General features: G+C 43.2%; 16 protein-coding genes. 8 read left to right on the top strand and 8 right to left on the bottom strand.

The features are described 5' to 3' along the window. Nucleotides 1–50 precede the first annotated feature (50 nt). From CW740_RS09040 to CW740_RS09025, 4 genes are read left to right on the top strand one after another with little or no spacing between them, the layout of a single operon-like run. Entirely contained in the window at nucleotides 51–1,469 is a 1,419-nt protein-coding gene (locus tag CW740_RS09040) for a YcjX family GTP-binding protein (RefSeq protein WP_106647198.1), read from the top strand. Next, on the top strand, nucleotides 1,466–2,548 hold the full coding sequence (locus CW740_RS09035; RefSeq protein ID WP_106647197.1) for a YcjF family protein: 1,083 nt from the start codon (nucleotides 1,466–1,468) through the stop codon (nucleotides 2,546–2,548). The genes CW740_RS09040 and CW740_RS09035 overlap by 4 nt, the downstream gene beginning before the upstream one ends. Further along, complete coding sequence (locus CW740_RS09030; RefSeq protein WP_018624323.1) at nucleotides 2,535–3,332, top strand: ABC transporter ATP-binding protein; 798 nt, start codon at nucleotides 2,535–2,537, stop codon at nucleotides 3,330–3,332. The genes CW740_RS09035 and CW740_RS09030 overlap by 14 nt, the downstream gene beginning before the upstream one ends. A 1-nt stretch (nucleotide 3,333) precedes the next feature. Beyond that, nucleotides 3,334–4,578: an ABC transporter permease gene (locus CW740_RS09025; RefSeq protein WP_106647196.1), complete on the top strand. Its 1,245-nt coding sequence runs from the start codon at nucleotides 3,334–3,336 to the stop codon at nucleotides 4,576–4,578. A 97-nt stretch (nucleotides 4,579–4,675) separates the two neighbouring features. On the opposite strand, the gene CW740_RS09020 is transcribed toward CW740_RS09025, so the two are convergent. Then, nucleotides 4,676–6,226 (bottom strand): lytic transglycosylase, encoded by a 1,551-nt coding sequence (locus CW740_RS09020; RefSeq protein WP_188459679.1) that lies wholly within the window; start codon nucleotides 6,224–6,226, stop codon nucleotides 4,676–4,678. Nucleotides 6,227–6,235: 9 nt separating this feature from the next. Continuing rightward, nucleotides 6,236–7,051 carry a hydroxyacylglutathione hydrolase gene (gene gloB / locus CW740_RS09015; protein WP_227523832.1) on the bottom strand — a complete coding sequence of 272 codons (816 nt, stop codon included), beginning with the start codon at nucleotides 7,049–7,051 and terminating at the stop codon, nucleotides 6,236–6,238. Nucleotides 7,052–7,124: 73 nt separating this feature from the next. Here gloB and CW740_RS09010 point away from each other — a divergent pair, with 73 nt between their 5' ends. Genes CW740_RS09010 through CW740_RS08995 form a run of 4 tightly spaced genes read left to right on the top strand, consistent with a single transcriptional unit; the run spans nucleotide 7,125 to nucleotide 9,767 of the window. Next, a complete protein-coding gene (locus CW740_RS09010; RefSeq protein ID WP_106648123.1) occupies nucleotides 7,125–7,844 on the top strand; it encodes a methyltransferase domain-containing protein in 720 nt (239 codons plus the stop codon). Nucleotides 7,845–7,856: 12 nt separating this feature from the next. Next, nucleotides 7,857–8,306 carry a ribonuclease HI gene (gene rnhA / locus CW740_RS09005; RefSeq protein WP_106647194.1) on the top strand — a complete coding sequence of 150 codons (450 nt, stop codon included), beginning with the start codon at nucleotides 7,857–7,859 and terminating at the stop codon, nucleotides 8,304–8,306. Nucleotides 8,307–8,323: 17 nt separating this feature from the next. After that, nucleotides 8,324–9,025, top strand: a complete 702-nt coding sequence (gene dnaQ / locus CW740_RS09000; protein WP_106647193.1) for a DNA polymerase III subunit epsilon — start codon at nucleotides 8,324–8,326, stop codon at nucleotides 9,023–9,025. Nucleotide 9,026: 1 nt separating this feature from the next. Beyond that, a complete protein-coding gene (locus CW740_RS08995) occupies nucleotides 9,027–9,767 on the top strand; it encodes an enoyl-CoA hydratase (protein ID WP_106647192.1) in 741 nt (246 codons plus the stop codon). Nucleotides 9,768–9,823: 56 nt separating this feature from the next. Here the strand turns inward: CW740_RS08995 and CW740_RS08990 are convergent, their stop codons facing one another. The 6 genes from CW740_RS08990 to dapD are packed head-to-tail and all read right to left on the bottom strand — an operon-like array spanning nucleotide 9,824 to nucleotide 14,643. Then, on the bottom strand, nucleotides 9,824–11,218 hold the full coding sequence (locus CW740_RS08990) for an SLC13 family permease (protein WP_106647191.1): 1,395 nt from the start codon (nucleotides 11,216–11,218) through the stop codon (nucleotides 9,824–9,826). Between the two features lie 40 nt (nucleotides 11,219–11,258). Then, on the bottom strand, nucleotides 11,259–11,519 hold the full coding sequence (locus CW740_RS08985; protein WP_106647190.1) for a hypothetical protein: 261 nt from the start codon (nucleotides 11,517–11,519) through the stop codon (nucleotides 11,259–11,261). Between the two features lie 32 nt (nucleotides 11,520–11,551). Then, nucleotides 11,552–12,250 (bottom strand): M15 family metallopeptidase, encoded by a 699-nt coding sequence (locus CW740_RS08980; protein WP_106648121.1) that lies wholly within the window; start codon nucleotides 12,248–12,250, stop codon nucleotides 11,552–11,554. Between the two features lie 33 nt (nucleotides 12,251–12,283). Next, nucleotides 12,284–13,429, bottom strand: a complete 1,146-nt coding sequence (gene dapE / locus CW740_RS08975) for a succinyl-diaminopimelate desuccinylase (RefSeq protein WP_106647189.1) — start codon at nucleotides 13,427–13,429, stop codon at nucleotides 12,284–12,286. Between the two features lie 12 nt (nucleotides 13,430–13,441). After that, on the bottom strand, nucleotides 13,442–13,807 hold the full coding sequence (locus CW740_RS08970) for a Spx/MgsR family RNA polymerase-binding regulatory protein (protein ID WP_106647188.1): 366 nt from the start codon (nucleotides 13,805–13,807) through the stop codon (nucleotides 13,442–13,444). 11 nt (nucleotides 13,808–13,818) lie between these two features. Beyond that, nucleotides 13,819–14,643, bottom strand: a complete 825-nt coding sequence (gene dapD, locus CW740_RS08965; protein ID WP_106647187.1) for a 2,3,4,5-tetrahydropyridine-2,6-dicarboxylate N-succinyltransferase — start codon at nucleotides 14,641–14,643, stop codon at nucleotides 13,819–13,821. Nucleotides 14,644–14,668 lie beyond the last annotated feature (25 nt).

The following is a 14,668-nucleotide window of genomic DNA, read 5'->3' as shown; positions in this document are numbered from 1 at the left end:
CCTAATCGTTTAGTGTTTTATAATGACTAAAAGTTAAATATGGTTAATGTATGAGTGACAAAAGCTCCATTAAAAGGCTGCTTTCTAAAGCTGAGCAACTTGTAGAGCGCGGAGTTGATAAAAGAATCAGGATAGCTGTCACCGGTTTAAGCGGTGCTGGTAAGACTGCATTTATCACTTCCTTCATGAATCAGCTCTTGCATATAGTGGACAATGATCAGCTACCTTTCCTTCGTGCTGCCAAAGAAGGGCGCATATTAGCGACAAAAGTTAGTTCCTATGATGAGCTTCATATCCCTGAGTTTAAATATAAGCAGTCTCTAGACGCTATTTTCGGAGCGCAACCAAAATGGCCGGCCTCAACTACAGGCGTATCACAGGCGCAACTTGATATTCGATACACCATAAAAAATGAATGGTTGCAGAAACTTCAGAAACACAGCCATTTAACAATAGACATTATCGACTATCCCGGTGAATGGCTATTAGACTTACCACTTTTAAGGCTATCTTTTAAAGACTGGTCTATGCAATGTCGTGAGCTACTGGAACAAAGTGGTGATGTCCTTGAAAGCAGTTGGAGAGAGCAATCGGCTCAGATGATTTATCAAAAGCCTCTACCCGATGAGGAGGTGGCCGAAGTATCGTCTGCATATAAATCCTTTATCAAGCAGCATTTTAGCCAGCAACAGACTTATAATTTATTACAACCTGGGCGGTTTATTCTTCCAGGCGAGCTTTCGGGAGCCCCGGTATTAGACTTTTTCCCAGTACTTGATATTGATATCTTAAGTTCTGACTGGAGTTCATTATCAGAAGAGAGTTTGATTCGAACGCTAGAGAAACGATTTAACTATTACAAAAAGCAAATTGTTGAGCCTTTCTTCAAAGAGTATTTTGAAAAAGTTGATCGTCAGATTTTATTGGTTGATTGTCTTGAAGTTCTGAATAACGGTTATCAAAATTACCGTAATATGCAGTTTACATTAAGTGAGCTATTAAAGAGTTTCCACTATGGTCACTCAAACTGGCTTAAAAGAATGTTCAGTCCTTCTATCGACAAACTACTTATTGCAGCAACCAAAGCTGATCATGTACCGCCAGAGCAGCATAGGGATTTGGAATCATTCCTCCAGAAAATGCTGCAAGACTCTCGAAACGATATTCAATACGAAGGTATTGAGCTGGAAACCTTAGCGATTAGTGCAATAAAAGTCACTGAGGCAGTAATGGCTGAACATCAGGGACAAAAACTGATGTGTGTAAAAGGGGTAGAGCTTTCATCAGGCGAAGAAATTATCAATTATCCCGGTAAGCTTTCATCGCAAGCATTATCAAAGGATGCATGGCAGGAGCAACAGTATGACTTTGTTGATTTTGCGATTCCAGGCAATTTAACAAGCAGTATTCTTCCGCATATCCGGATGGATAAAGTCTTGCAGTTTTTGATAGGAGACAAGTTTCGATGAAGGATAAGCCAGTAAAAATTAAAAGCAGGAACGCAGATATATCGGTTGAAAAAGTTAATGAAAAACTATTTGATGAAATTGCTGAGAAATCTTTGACTGATTCAAGTCAGCTTGGTAGACGCTCATTATCGACCACTATTAAACCAAAACTTTTGGATAAAAAATCAAATAAAGGAATTAGAAAACTATTTTGGCCAGCACTATTTACCTTTGTTGCTGGTGCGGCTGTCTATGAATCTTATTTATTTATTCAAAACCTTTTTTCCTTTAACAAAGTTTTGGGTATCGCTGCTACCGTTGTTGCTGGACTTGCAGTTGTTAGTGGGGCAATTGGTCTAGTAAAAGGCTGGTTAAGCAGGAGAAAACTCAGAAATAGAAAAAACAAGCAGGAGGCTTTCTCACAACTAATTTCTGAAAATACCTATGGTGAGAGCCAGAAGTTGATAGATGATGTTAATACCGAAATTGGCCAGCACCTTGATCTATCAGGTCCAATATCAATATATACTGGCCAAAAACAACAGGTTCATAATGACCGGGAACTCATTCAGCTCTACTCGCAAACTGTGCTCGAAGGCTTAGATGAGATTGCACTTGAAACCATTACAAAGCATGCAACTGAGTCGGCGATTATGGTTGCATTAAGCCCATTAGCAGCAGCGGATATGGCATTAGTTGCCTGGCGTAGCAGTAAAATGCTACAGGAGGTATCCCGTATTTATGGCTGCCCGCAAACAACACTGGGACGAATAGGACTTACCAGGCAGGTAATGACTAACATGATGTTGGCTGGTGCAAGTGATATGCTTGCTGATGCTGGAGCAGAGTTGTTAGGTAAAAGTTTAACTGCAACTGTCTCCACAAAAGTGGCGCAGGGTATTGGAGTAGGCCTACTTATAGCTCGCATGGGCATTCAGACCATGAAACTTTGTAGACCAGTAGAGTTTACAGATGACAACAAACCAAAACTTAGCTACATTCGAAAATCTTTGTATAACAAGATTACGACTATCTTAAAGAAAAGCGAACCATCAAAGGACGCTGTTAAAGTAAAAGGGGAGCAAGATGATAGAGATTAAAGATCTCGCAAAAACATTTGCCTACGATAAAAAGGAAGCAAAAAAGAAGAAAGGTAAGACGGTTAGTGACCCTCGAGAGGGTGAGGGTGTTTTCCACGCTGTAAAAAATGTGTCTTTCAGCTGCAACGCAGGAGAGGTTCTTGGTTTGTTAGGGCCTAATGGAGCTGGAAAGACAACAACATTACGTATGCTTTCAACTGCATTGGAGCCAACTGCAGGTCAGATTCTGATTAACGGGCATGATGTGACCAAAGAGCCTCGCTATGCACAAAAGCAAATTGGGTTCCTATCAGGTAAAACTGGACTCTACCACCGTTTGAGTGTTCGTGAAAATGTTGCCTATTTTGGTCGTATGCATGGGCTTTCACGCCAACAAATCGATGAGCGTATTGAGAAGATTTTTACGATGCTGGATATGCATTCATTTGCAGGGAAGCGTGCGGATGACCTTTCAACGGGTATGATGCAAAGAGCATCCATTGCTCGGGCGGTAATTCACGAGCCAAAAGTGTTGGTTTTTGATGAGCCAACCACAGGTCTTGATGTGATTTCAGCCAAGACGGTTCTCGATTTTATCCAAAGTTACAAAGGCAGTGAAATGTCGGTTATCTTTTCAACTCACCATTTGCATGAAGTTGAAAAGCTCTGTGATAGAGTCTGCCTGATTGACTTGGGAGAAACGAAATTCTTTGGGCCTACAGATGAGTTTGCAGCAAGCACTGCATCAGGCTCACTGTATGATGCTTTCCTTGCCAGTGTAAATAATAAGAAAGAGGTAGCTTAACATGTGGTTAGTTTACAAAAAGGAATTACTGGAAATTCTACGCGATAAAAAAACGCTAATATTTTCTATTTTGTTACCAACGCTTATTTTCCCCGTTTTGTTTTTTGCAATTGGTAAGTTTACCGCAAGCAAAACCGAAGAAGCAGAGAATAAAGAAATTAAAGTGGCATTCGTTAACAGCGTGATGCTACCTGGCTTTGAGGATTTGTTTACTCGGGAGAAAGGTTTTATTAACGTCGAACTTGAATCGGATGATTATAAAACTGCAATCATGGATAAAAAGGTCGATTATATTTTCGAAGTTCCCGATGGCGTTAGCTTACCTGCAGAGTCAAGAAAGCAGGAAGTCTTAAAAGTATATTCTAAAGAATCAACCAGACTGGATAATATTTTAGGTAAGCGGGTTGATGATGTGGTGGATGCTTTTAATAATACACAGAGAATGGAGTTGGGCCGCAACTTTAATTTAACCACCGACAACGTTAAAGCCTTTAATAAGCCTATCCTGATTGAAGAAAATAACTTCGCCTCTCAGCGTGAAAAAACGGGTGAGTTTGCAGGTCCATTGCTTGCCTATTTATTGATTGCATTGGCAGTTTCCGGAGCCATGTATCCAGCACTTGAATTAGGCGTCGGTGAAAAAGAACGTGGAACGCTGGAGACATTATTGCTGACACCTATGTCTAAAGGACAAATCGTAATGGCCAAGTTCGGCGTTATCTTTACTGCGAGTTTCTTTACGGTGGTGGTGACGTTGCTCAGTTACCTGTTCTGGGTTTGGATATTTAGCTTCTTTGCCATGGACTCATCAGTAGCTGCTGATCCTGATAGTTTGACAGGAAAGCAGTCCGGGGGAGGTCTGGATTTCCTTTCGAATATCTCGAGTCTTGATCTGTTGTTAGTTGCAGTTTTATTGGTGCCGTTAACCAGCATATTTGCCTCCATCATGCTTAGCGCATCAATTTATGCCAAGAACATGAAAGAGGCTCAGGCCTATATGTCGCCTATCTTTATGATTGGCTTTATGCCAGTAATTGTGGCATTTGTTCCGGGTATGGAGCTCAATGTTAAAACTGCCATGATTCCGGTAACCAATGTTGCACTGGCAATGAAAGACTTGATTAAGGGTACGGTTGATTACGGTTTGATTACCATTCTGTTGATATCAACTGCGGTATTAGCTGGTGGTTTGCTTTACTGGACAACGGTATTCTTCAAGAAGGAAAAGGTTCTATTTAGAAGTTAATAGAAACTGTTTCGGTGGATAATAAAAAAGGGGCTAGTAAGCCCCTTTTTTATATCTACCAGTCAATCTGTAATAACTCTTCTATAAGACTGCTTAACTATTTGCTGTAAATTGTCAGCGTCTGTCCTGGTTTGATTAATGATGCATTTTTTAAGCCATTCCACTTGGTTAAATCACTGACCTTGACGTTGAAGCGTCGAGCAATGGTGTATAACGAATCTCCACTTTTGACCTGGTATGAGCTTTTGTTTGATGCATAGTTGGCATAACCGCGAGGCCATACTTTTAACTTCTGCCCGATACGAATGGTGCTGTTTTGAGCAATACCATTCCAGTTAGCAAGTTGCCGGGTGCTAACGCCAAACTTTTTGGCAATAGTCCACAGACTATCACCGGAGCGGACGTTGTATACCTGGTAGCGACGACGCTGCTGGTTTTTGCTTAATGTTGCAAAGAAGTTTTTCTCATACTCAGTAGCATTGATAATGCCAGGCATTTTTAATTCTTGACCGATTTTAAGAAAATCCGACTTTAGGCCGTTCAGCTGCTTGATGGTTTTAACCGAAGTATTATGCCTCTTGGCAATGACGCTCAAGTTATCACCGGATTTGACCTTGTAGCTGACAGAAGCCATCAACTGTTTGGGATCTATCTCTAAAAGTCCCTGATTGAAATGATCGACCGTCTCAACCGGAACCAGAATAGTTGCCTTTTTATGGTGCTCAGGAACAAATAGACGGTTGTAGGCAGGGTTCAGACGATAAAAAGTATCTTTGTCTATTTGTGCAATTTTTGCCAGCTCCATTAAGTTTGCAGGAGCATCAACTTCTACCTCTACAAAGGCCGGCTGATTATCGATTAAGGGTAAATCTACCTGATATTTAGGTGCATTCAGGAAAATATCCGACAATGCCAACCACTTTGGTATATGGCGCATGGTTTCTTTTGGTAGTTTAAGAGACCAGTAGTCGGTTGGCTTGCCTTGGCGCTTATTGGCACGTATGGCTTTCATCACATTACCCGGGCCTACGTTGTAGGCGGCAACAGTCAGTAACCAGTCGCCATCAAACATTTTGTTTAGGTACTGATAGTAATCTAGTGCGGCATGGGTAGAGGCTACAATGTCACGGCGGCCGTCGTACCATTCATCGATTGTGATACCAAAGCCCTTCGCCGTTTTAGGCATAAACTGCCACATTCCAGCAGCCTGAACGACCGAGTGTGCCAGAGGATCGAAATTGCTTTCTACCATAGGGGTAAAAGCTAGCTCGACCGGCATATTTCGGTTTTCAAGCTCGGTAATGATGTAGTAGAGGTACGGCGCAGCTTTATCTGCGCGCTTCAGCAGCAGATGCGGGCTCTTAAGGTATTGTTCTCTAAAGGCATCAATTCGTGGGTGCTGGACATTGGCAAAACTTTGTTCGCCGGCCAGGTGTTCCCATAAGTTGGGAACAAAAGGTGGAACCTCTGAATCTGACAGTATTAATGGATTGTCGTTATCCAGCTCAGGAGCGGGCAACGGACTTCCATCCTCGGCCGTTTGAGGATTATTAAAACGAGGGTCATTGACTGTATCTTCTTGTTTTACAAGGGTACTACAGGCTGTTAAACCCAAACAACTTATCAATAGCAAGCGCTTCATAGGCATTTATATTTATTAAAAATTATCTTTTAGTTGTCTGATTGTAGCAAAAGTTTCCACAGGATCAGAGAGACTTTTAAGGGTTGCCTTTTCTGCGGCCTGTATCACAGTCGCTTGCGAGCAACGTAAAAAGGGGTTGGTATTCAGTTCACTTTCAATGGTAGACGGCAAGGTTTCCAGATTCTTTTCCCTTAATTGCACGCACTTTTCTTCAAGATTTAACAGCTCAGTGTTGTTTGGCTCCACGGTTTTGGCGAATGCAATATTGGCCAAAGTATATTCATGGGTACAGTAAACCAGAGTATTGGCAGGAAGCTTCGCCAGTTTCTGAAGAGTGTGGTAAAAAATCTCGGGAGTTCCCTCAAACATTCGGCCACAACCTGCTCTAAATAGAGTATCGCCACAAAATATCAGGTTCTGACCATCAAGATTTTGTCCATAGTAGCCGATATGCCCCATGGTATGGCCGGGTAGACGAAGGATGGAAAACTGATACGCATCACCAAACAAGCTGATATGGTCGCCTTCATCAAGCTCCGTATCGGTAAAGCTTAAATTATCATGTGTAGAGGCATATACATGGCAGTGATAGCGGTCTTTAAGTTTTTGAACACCGCCAATATGGTCATTATGATAGTGAGTGATGAGAATACTGTTGAGTTTGAGGTCGTTCTCTTCAAGAAACTCTATAACTGGGTGGCTATCTCCAGGGTCAACGACTGATACCTGTTTACCATCGGGAGAAAATATCACCCAGATATAGTTATCACTGAAGGCTTTCAAAGGAATAATACGCACTGGCTTGCTTGAGTCCATTTGTCGGGTTAGCATGACCTCTAATGTACATAACCGACCAGTGACTGGCAACTTGCCTTGTCCAGTCCTCATTAAAGATGAAATAACTATGACGATAAAACTGTCTGAACTCAGTTGGCCAGAATTACCTGCTGGTAATCGGATTCGTTACATCTGGCAGGAGTGGTTACAAAGTCATCTGGAAGAATATCATGGCGGTTATTTGTTAACCCTTGACAGTCTGACTCAATGCCTAAGTCTTCCTGATAATGTCTTTGAGCAGGAAATTAGACTGGGCAAAAGCCTTGAACATTGTGTCGAGGCTGACCCAGAACAATTGCCGTTTATGACTGACTCCCTGCAAAGTGTGGTTATCAGTCATGCGCTTGAGTACACCGAAAATCCAAGCGTTTTACTTGGGGAGATACATCGCAGCCTGGCTCCCCAAGGGTATTTATATGCTCTAATTTACGCTCCGGATAATCCTTGGTACTGGCAGGGTAGATTGCGACTGGCACATAAGCGACGTAACTTGCCGCTTCATCGATATACACTGAGTCGTTATACGGATTGGTTCAATTTGCTGGGTTTTAAAACAATAGAAGTCGAAACCATTGGCTGCCCATGGTGGAGAGGCTTTAAAAGTTTCCAACGCAAAAGCCAGATGAGTAAGGCCTGGATGTCCGCACCGATAGCTTATATGGTAAAGGTGCAGAAAAAGGTCTCTACAATGACACCTATCAGGCCGCTGGAAGAAAATCTGTCGGTAGCAATGGCTGGCAAATTGGCAAACATATCAACGAAACAACTTGATCAAGTAAACAACTAGAAGAACGAATTTGTGAAAAAAGTAGAAATTTATACAGACGGTGCCTGTAAGGGCAATCCCGGCCCTGGCGGATGGGGCGCCCTGTTGCGCTATGGTAAGCATGAGAAGCATCTGTTTGGTGGTGAGTTAAATACGACCAATAATCGAATGGAGCTGATGGCTGCAATTGAGGCTTTGAAGGCTTTAAAAGGTAAATGTCAGGTTGAACTGACTACCGACTCGGTCTATGTCAAAAATGGTATTAACCAGTGGCTGGAAAACTGGAAAGCCAAAGGTTGGAAGACTGCTAACAAAAAGCCGGTCAAGAATCAGGATTTATGGCAGGAACTGGATCAGCAGGTGGCACGACATCAGGTCAGCTGGCACTGGGTCAAAGGGCACAGTGGTCATGCAGAAAATGAAATTGCCGATGAGCTGGCCAATAAAGGCGTCGAAAAAGTACTGCGAACAGCAGGCGTATAATCGAGAAAATTACCGATATGAGACAGATCGTATTAGATACAGAAACAACGGGTCTTGAACCCTCAGATGGCCATCGAATTATTGAGATTGGTTGTGTCGAACTTGTTAACCGAAAATTTACTGGTAATCACTATCATCAATATCTACAGCCTGATCGAGAGATTGATGAAGGCGCCATTGAGGTTCATGGCATCACTAACGAATTCCTGGCTGATAAACCAAGGTTTGTTGATGTTGTTGATGAGTTTCTCGAGTTTATCGAAGGCGCTGAGCTGGTTATTCACAACGCTCCCTTTGACGTCGGTTTTTTGGATCATGAGCTAAATTTGCTTGATAGCAGCAAAGGGAAACTTTCCGATTATTGTACGGTGCTGGATACGTTGGTTTTAGCTAGACAAATGCATCCGGGCCAGCGAAACAGCCTGGATGCTCTGTGTAAGCGCTATGATATTGATAATAGTCATCGTGAGCTACACGGCGCATTGCTGGATTCTGAAATTCTGGCCGATGTTTATTTGAGAATGACCGGCGGTCAAACTAGCCTAACCTTGGGACGTCAGAGCGCAGCAAATCAACAAGCCACAGAAACAACCATTCGACGTATTTCCAGCAACCGACAGCCACTGAAAGTCATAAAAGCCAGCGAACAAGAAGCTGAGGCGCACTTGAAGAAACTGGAGTCACTTAATAATGCCATCTGGAATCAACAGGAAGGATAGAATGTCAGAATTTGTATCAAGCCATATTGAAAATAAAGTATTGCATATCGAGTTGAGCAGAACCGATAAAAAGAACGCCTTAACGTCAGATATGTATACGGCATTAACTAAAGAGTTTGCTGAAGCAAAGTCCAATTCAGATATCCATGTAGTGCTATTTAAAGGGGCTAAGGATTGTTTCTGTGCTGGTAATGACATTGCGGACTTCCTTGAACAACCGGTCCTCGATAGCGGCAGTCCGGTATTGTCGTTTCTAAAAGAACTTTACAGTTTTAACAAACCTATTGTAGCTGCAGTTTCTGGACCCGCAGTTGGCATTGGCACCACTTTCTTACTGCATTGTGATTTGGTCTATGCCACTGAACAGACGTATTTCAGTTTACCTTTTGTTGACCTAGGTCTGTGTCCTGAAGCTGGTTCCAGTTATTTGTTGCCACGTCAAATTGGTTATGTCAGAGCAGCGGAGTTACTATTACTCGCCGAACCGTTTGATGCTGCAAAAGCAAAAGAATTAGGTGTTATTAACGATATTGTCGAAGCAGAGAACTATTGGCAGTTTGCGCAGGAAAAAGCTGAAAAACTGGCAAGAAAACCAGCACATGCATTACAGGTCAGTCGCCAACTCATTCGTTCAAATGCTAGCATGGTAGGACAGGCCATTGAGCGAGAAGCCAGAAGTTTTTCTGAGTTATTGAAAAGTGACGAGGCCAAGGCTATTTTCAAAAAGTTTTTAGAGAAGTAGTTGCAAGGCGCGCATAAAAAAAACGGACTGCAAGTCCGTTTTTTTTTTGTGAATGACTAATGACCGACCAGGAAATAAACCACAAGGGTAATGATCCCTGCGCCAATCAGATTCAAAATAAAACCATTTCTAACCATCAGTTCGACACTGAGTTTGTTGCTGGAAAATATTACAGCATTGGGGCCTGTGGCAACGGGCAGCATAAAGGCACAACTGGCGCTAATTGCTGCTGGGAACATCAGGATTGCAGGGTCCATATCCGCTGCAACGCCTGCTGCGGCCAGTATCGGCATCAGTAATGCTGCAGTTGCTGTGTTGCTGGTCAGCTCGGTAATAAAGGTAACGATCAGGCAAATTGAGACTATCAATAAAAGAGGCGGTAAATTCGTCAGGAAGCCCATTGAGTTACCTATAATTTCGCTCAGTCCTGATGCAGTAAACGCGGATGCGATGGCAATTCCACCAGCAAATAGTAACAGCACTCCCCACGGAATCCTGTTGGCTGTCTCCCAGTCCAGAAGCTTGCAGCCTTTTCCATTAGGGATCATAAACATGGCTATAACCCCAAGCAGAGCAACTGAGGCATCGTTTGCGTGTTCAAGCCCAAGCAATTCGCTCCAACCACCAAATGGGCCGGTCCGTAAAATCCAAAGTAGGGCGACCACTGTAAACACTGCCATGGTACGCTTTTCTTCGGGACGCCACTTACCTACTGGTGGCAGATCATAGCTCTGATGTGCCTTTAGTTTACGAGTTAGCCATAACCACATAAGAGGCACAAACAAAATTACAATGGGCAGAGCCCACATCATCCAGTCGATAAAGCTGATGACTTCCCCGGTCGCTTGCGCGTAGAAGTTCATAAATAGCAGATTCGGTGGTGTGCCAATCGGAGTTCCAACACCGCCAATATTGGCGGCATAACCAAGACCGAGTAACAGGGCTATGGCAAATTTTCGGGTGTTCTCATTGTCAGGCCCACACTGGATGATGGCCATTGCAACGGGTAGTAGCATTAATGTGGTGGCGGTGTTTGAAATCCACATGCTTAAAGCAGCGCTGGCAACCATAAAGCCAAACACAATCCGTTTTTCCGAATGTGAGCCTACTAATCGGATCATGCCCAGCGCAAGCCTTTTATGAGTTCCGCTCTTTTCCAGAGCCGTTGATAAGATAAAACCACCCATCAATAACAGAATGAGCCAATGTCCATAGGCTTCAGCAACCTGTTTGGCACTGAGGACATCGAATGCGGGAAAGGCAGCGATAGGGATTAAGGACGTTGCCGGAATGGGGATAGGCTCAAAAATCCACCAGATTGCGCAGAGTGAAGCAATTGCTGCAGTAATTGAAGCTGGATGGGTAAAGCCAGAGCTACTCATTAAAAAGTAAACCAGAGCAGCGAGTGCCGGCCCGAAAAATAAAGCAATAGGTCGTAACTGTTGTTGCATTGCTTAACGCCCCCATTAAGTTAAGCGAGTTGACTGAGGTTTATTCTTTGTATTTTGTTTCAGTATTCTGTTCGTTGTTTGATGTTTTGGATTGATCAGTTAACTGAGGTGTTTCTTTTTGGTCGTCATTGCTTGAATCATCCTCATTCTTTTTGTCATCATTTTCCTGGCGGTCATTATCGTATGGCTGTGGTTTAACACCTTTCGGAACCTTCCAGTGACTGGCTGAGCGTTTCAGAGCTATGATGCCAGAAAACAGTATGGCAAAAATGATAAAGGTTACCGCTAATGCTTTTAACATCCTGTACCTCGCTTGGTTAGTTTTTTCTATACCTACTCGGCCTTGCAGATTTTCATAACATATTTACGCACCAGAGCATCAAGCTTGGGCATAATGAACTGTTTTCCACCTATGTCAGATTGTTCTAATGTCTGTCTTAAAAGCTCTAGGGGAAATTCTTCCAGTGCTTTATCAGCAATCGGCTGATAACTGATATGCCAAGGCTCGCAGGCTACACCGCCAATATCCTGTGCGTAAGGTTTGAAAAACTGGTACTCACTTAAATGGTCTTCGAGCCAATCGTTGAGACTCGCGCATGGCCCTTGCTTAGCAAACTCCTGTTCAGTAAGTTCGACGTCATGTCCCATGTCAATGGCACTTGCGTCAAACACATCAAAGTCAGTTCCCCAATGGTGTCGGCTGGCTCCAGGTAATGCTGAATAGTGAAGTATGGCGTTGACTCTTTCCTGCCCATCAAGATCCTGAGAGTTGACAGTGGAACCGTCGCGCAGATTCAGTGTTACTTCCTGATAATATTTTTTATTCCAGATAGTTAGCTGATGTTCGAACGAGCGATAGCTGCTAATGATACGCATAGGAATGCCATCCTGTTCGGAACGTCGAATGAGCTTTGCAATAGGCACTAAGGCTTCGTGATGACATTGAAACTTTTGGCCCAGCAATTCACTGTTGTCAGCGATATGCAGCAGATGATCCTGATTCAGACCGATAATCTGTTCTGCTGTCATCATAGAAGAGTGCATAAAGAACCTTGGTTTTGTTGATTATAAAGTCTTTGGCGTTGCCAATAACTCTACCAGAATTTGATAATAGACTTCAGTGAGTTTATCGAGGTCTTCAATCTTAACGCACTCGTTGATTTGATGAATGGTTTTATTGACCGGACCAATTTCTACAATTTCTGCACCGGTTTTGGCGATAAAGCGGCCATCAGAAGTGCCACCAGTTGTAAGTGGTGCGGTGTTGATTTGGCAAACTGCCCTGATAGCATTACGGGCTGCTGTTAGTAAATGGCCATGGTCAGTCAAAAAAGGTTCGCCATTGAGTTTCCAGGTAAGGTCGTACTCAAGGTTGTATTTATCCAGAAGAGCAGTGACTTTCTGTTGCAATTCTTGGTGAGTGGTTTCTGTAGAATAGCGGAAATTAAATTCGACGTATTTTTCGCCTGGAATCACATTACCAGCAGTACCGGCTTTTATAATGGCAATCTGGAAACTGGTTGCTGGGAAGAATTCGTTACCCTGATCCCACTCGGTATGTGCCAACTCATCCAGTGCCTTAAGCGACTTATGAATAGCATTATCTGCCAGATGGGGATAGGCCACATGACCTTGCGTGCCCTTGATGGTTAAGAATCCAGTTAATGAGCCACGCCGCCCGTTCTTTATGACATCACCAAACTGTTCGCTGCTGGACGGTTCACCCACCACGCAATAATCAAGCGGTTGATTGCGCTTCATCAGTTCTTCAATCACTCGAACCGTGCCATTAATAAAAGGGCCTTCTTCGTCACTGGTAATCAGAAAACCAATCGAACCATTGTGTTCTGGGTAATCCTTAACGAAACGTTTAGTTGCAACCAGCATGGCAGCCAAACTGGATTTCATATCAGAAGCACCACGCCCATACAGATAGCCTTCCTTTTCTGTGGCTTTAAAGGGAGGAGTGTGCCAGTTTTCTAATGGTCCAGCAGGAACTACATCGGTGTGACCAGCGAAAACAAAAACTGGGCCTTCTGTTTTGCCCTGTCGTAATGACCAGAAGTTACTGGTATCTTCAAAGTTCATAATTTCATTATTGAAATCGAGAGCTTCAAGATATTGCATCATCATTTGCTGACAACCAGCATCTTCCGGAGTCACCGAAGGTCGATTGATAAGATCTTTACTGAGTGTCAGCGTTTCGCTCATAAGACAATCTCTTTAGTTGAAAATCGCTTGATATTGTTCGGGTTTAAAACCCAGATGAACATCAAGTTTGTTACCATCTTTTAAGACCAGAACAGGACGCTTGATAAGAGTAACTTTATCCAGCATTAGCTCCAGAGCTGAGTCACGATCGATATTATCTTTCACTGGCTGCTCAAGAGGTTTCCAAGCGGTACTTCTCTTATTCAAAAAAGTCTCCCAACCAATGGCCTTATCCCAGCTCTCAATTTCTTTCCTCGGTAAAGGATTCTTACGATAGTCGATAAACTCATGGTTAATATCGTTAGCTTCAAGCCATTTAACCGCCTTACGCACAGTATCACAATTTGGGATGCCATAGATTTTGATTGTCTGACTCATAAGCTGGCCCCTTAAAATTTATCCATGCGTAAAAGGTCATTGATGCTGGTTTTAGCTCGAGTTTTGGCATCAACTTGCTTCACGATAACCGCGCAATTCAGATTATATTTTCCACAATCTGACGGTAGGCTGCCCGGTACAACAACAGAGCCAGCTGGAACGCGACCGTAAGTTACTTCATCGGTCAGGCGGTTATAGATTTTTGTACTTTGACCCAGGAAAACGCCCATAGAAAGTACAGAGCCTTCTTCAACAATAACGCCTTCGACAACTTCAGAGCGTGCGCCGATAAAGCAGTTATCTTCAATAATGGTAGGCCCAGCTTGCAATGGCTCTAAGACACCACCGATGCCAGCGCCTCCGGAAAGGTGTACGTTTTTACCAATTTGCGCGCAAGAACCTACTGTCGCCCAGGTGTCAATCATGGCGCCTTCATCGATGTAAGCACCAATGTTAGTATAGCTTGGCATCAAGACAACATTTTTAGCAATAAAAGAGCCATGACGTGCAATGGCATGCGGAACAACTCGCGTACCGCCGGCCTTGAATTCTTCTTCAGTCATATTCTGATATTTCATCGGAACCTTGTCATAGAACTGAGCAAGACCAGTATCAATCACTTTATTGTCATTCAAACGAAATGATAGGAGTACAGCTTTTTTTAGCCATTGATGAACAACCCAGTCGCCGTCAATCTTTTCAGCAACTCGAGCTTTACCTGAGTCGAGCAGGTTTAGTGCTTCGCCTACTGCATCTTTAATTTCATGTGGTGCTGAAGCTGGCGATAATTGATCGCGATTTTCAAAAGCTTGTTCAATAGTAGTTTGTAATGACATAGGATTTCTCTTTTACAATCTGAAG

The sequence above is a fragment of the Kangiella profundi genome, assembly GCF_002838765.1.
GTDB lineage: Bacteria > Pseudomonadota > Gammaproteobacteria > Enterobacterales > Kangiellaceae > Kangiella > Kangiella profundi.
The sequence above is the reverse complement of the archived record's forward strand: the minus strand, read 5'-3'. Positions and strand labels throughout refer to the sequence as shown.

Coding starts and splice junctions, on each gene's coding strand:
- CW740_RS08990 (WP_106647191.1), bottom strand. CDS start 11,218: ATGCAACAACAGTTACGACCTATTGCTTTATTTTTCGGGCCGGCACTC.
- CW740_RS08985 (WP_106647190.1), bottom strand. CDS start 11,519: ATGTTAAAAGCATTAGCGGTAACCTTTATCATTTTTGCCATACTGTTT.
- dapD (WP_106647187.1), bottom strand. CDS start 14,643: ATGTCATTACAAACTACTATTGAACAAGCTTTTGAAAATCGCGATCAA.
- CW740_RS08980 (WP_106648121.1), bottom strand. CDS start 12,250: ATGATGACAGCAGAACAGATTATCGGTCTGAATCAGGATCATCTGCTG.
- CW740_RS08970 (WP_106647188.1), bottom strand. CDS start 13,807: ATGAGTCAGACAATCAAAATCTATGGCATCCCAAATTGTGATACTGTG.
- CW740_RS08995 (WP_106647192.1), top strand. CDS start 9,027: ATGTCAGAATTTGTATCAAGCCATATTGAAAATAAAGTATTGCATATC.
- dnaQ (WP_106647193.1), top strand. CDS start 8,324: ATGAGACAGATCGTATTAGATACAGAAACAACGGGTCTTGAACCCTCA.
- CW740_RS09035 (WP_106647197.1), top strand. CDS start 1,466: ATGAAGGATAAGCCAGTAAAAATTAAAAGCAGGAACGCAGATATATCG.
- CW740_RS09010 (WP_106648123.1), top strand. CDS start 7,125: ATGACGATAAAACTGTCTGAACTCAGTTGGCCAGAATTACCTGCTGGT.
- dapE (WP_106647189.1), bottom strand. CDS start 13,429: ATGAGCGAAACGCTGACACTCAGTAAAGATCTTATCAATCGACCTTCG.
- CW740_RS09030 (WP_018624323.1), top strand. CDS start 2,535: ATGATAGAGATTAAAGATCTCGCAAAAACATTTGCCTACGATAAAAAG.
- CW740_RS09025 (WP_106647196.1), top strand. CDS start 3,334: ATGTGGTTAGTTTACAAAAAGGAATTACTGGAAATTCTACGCGATAAA.
- CW740_RS09020 (WP_188459679.1), bottom strand. CDS start 6,226: ATGCCTATGAAGCGCTTGCTATTGATAAGTTGTTTGGGTTTAACAGCC.
- gloB (WP_227523832.1), bottom strand. CDS start 7,051: ATGCTAACCCGACAAATGGACTCAAGCAAGCCAGTGCGTATTATTCCT.
- CW740_RS09040 (WP_106647198.1), top strand. CDS start 51: ATGAGTGACAAAAGCTCCATTAAAAGGCTGCTTTCTAAAGCTGAGCAA.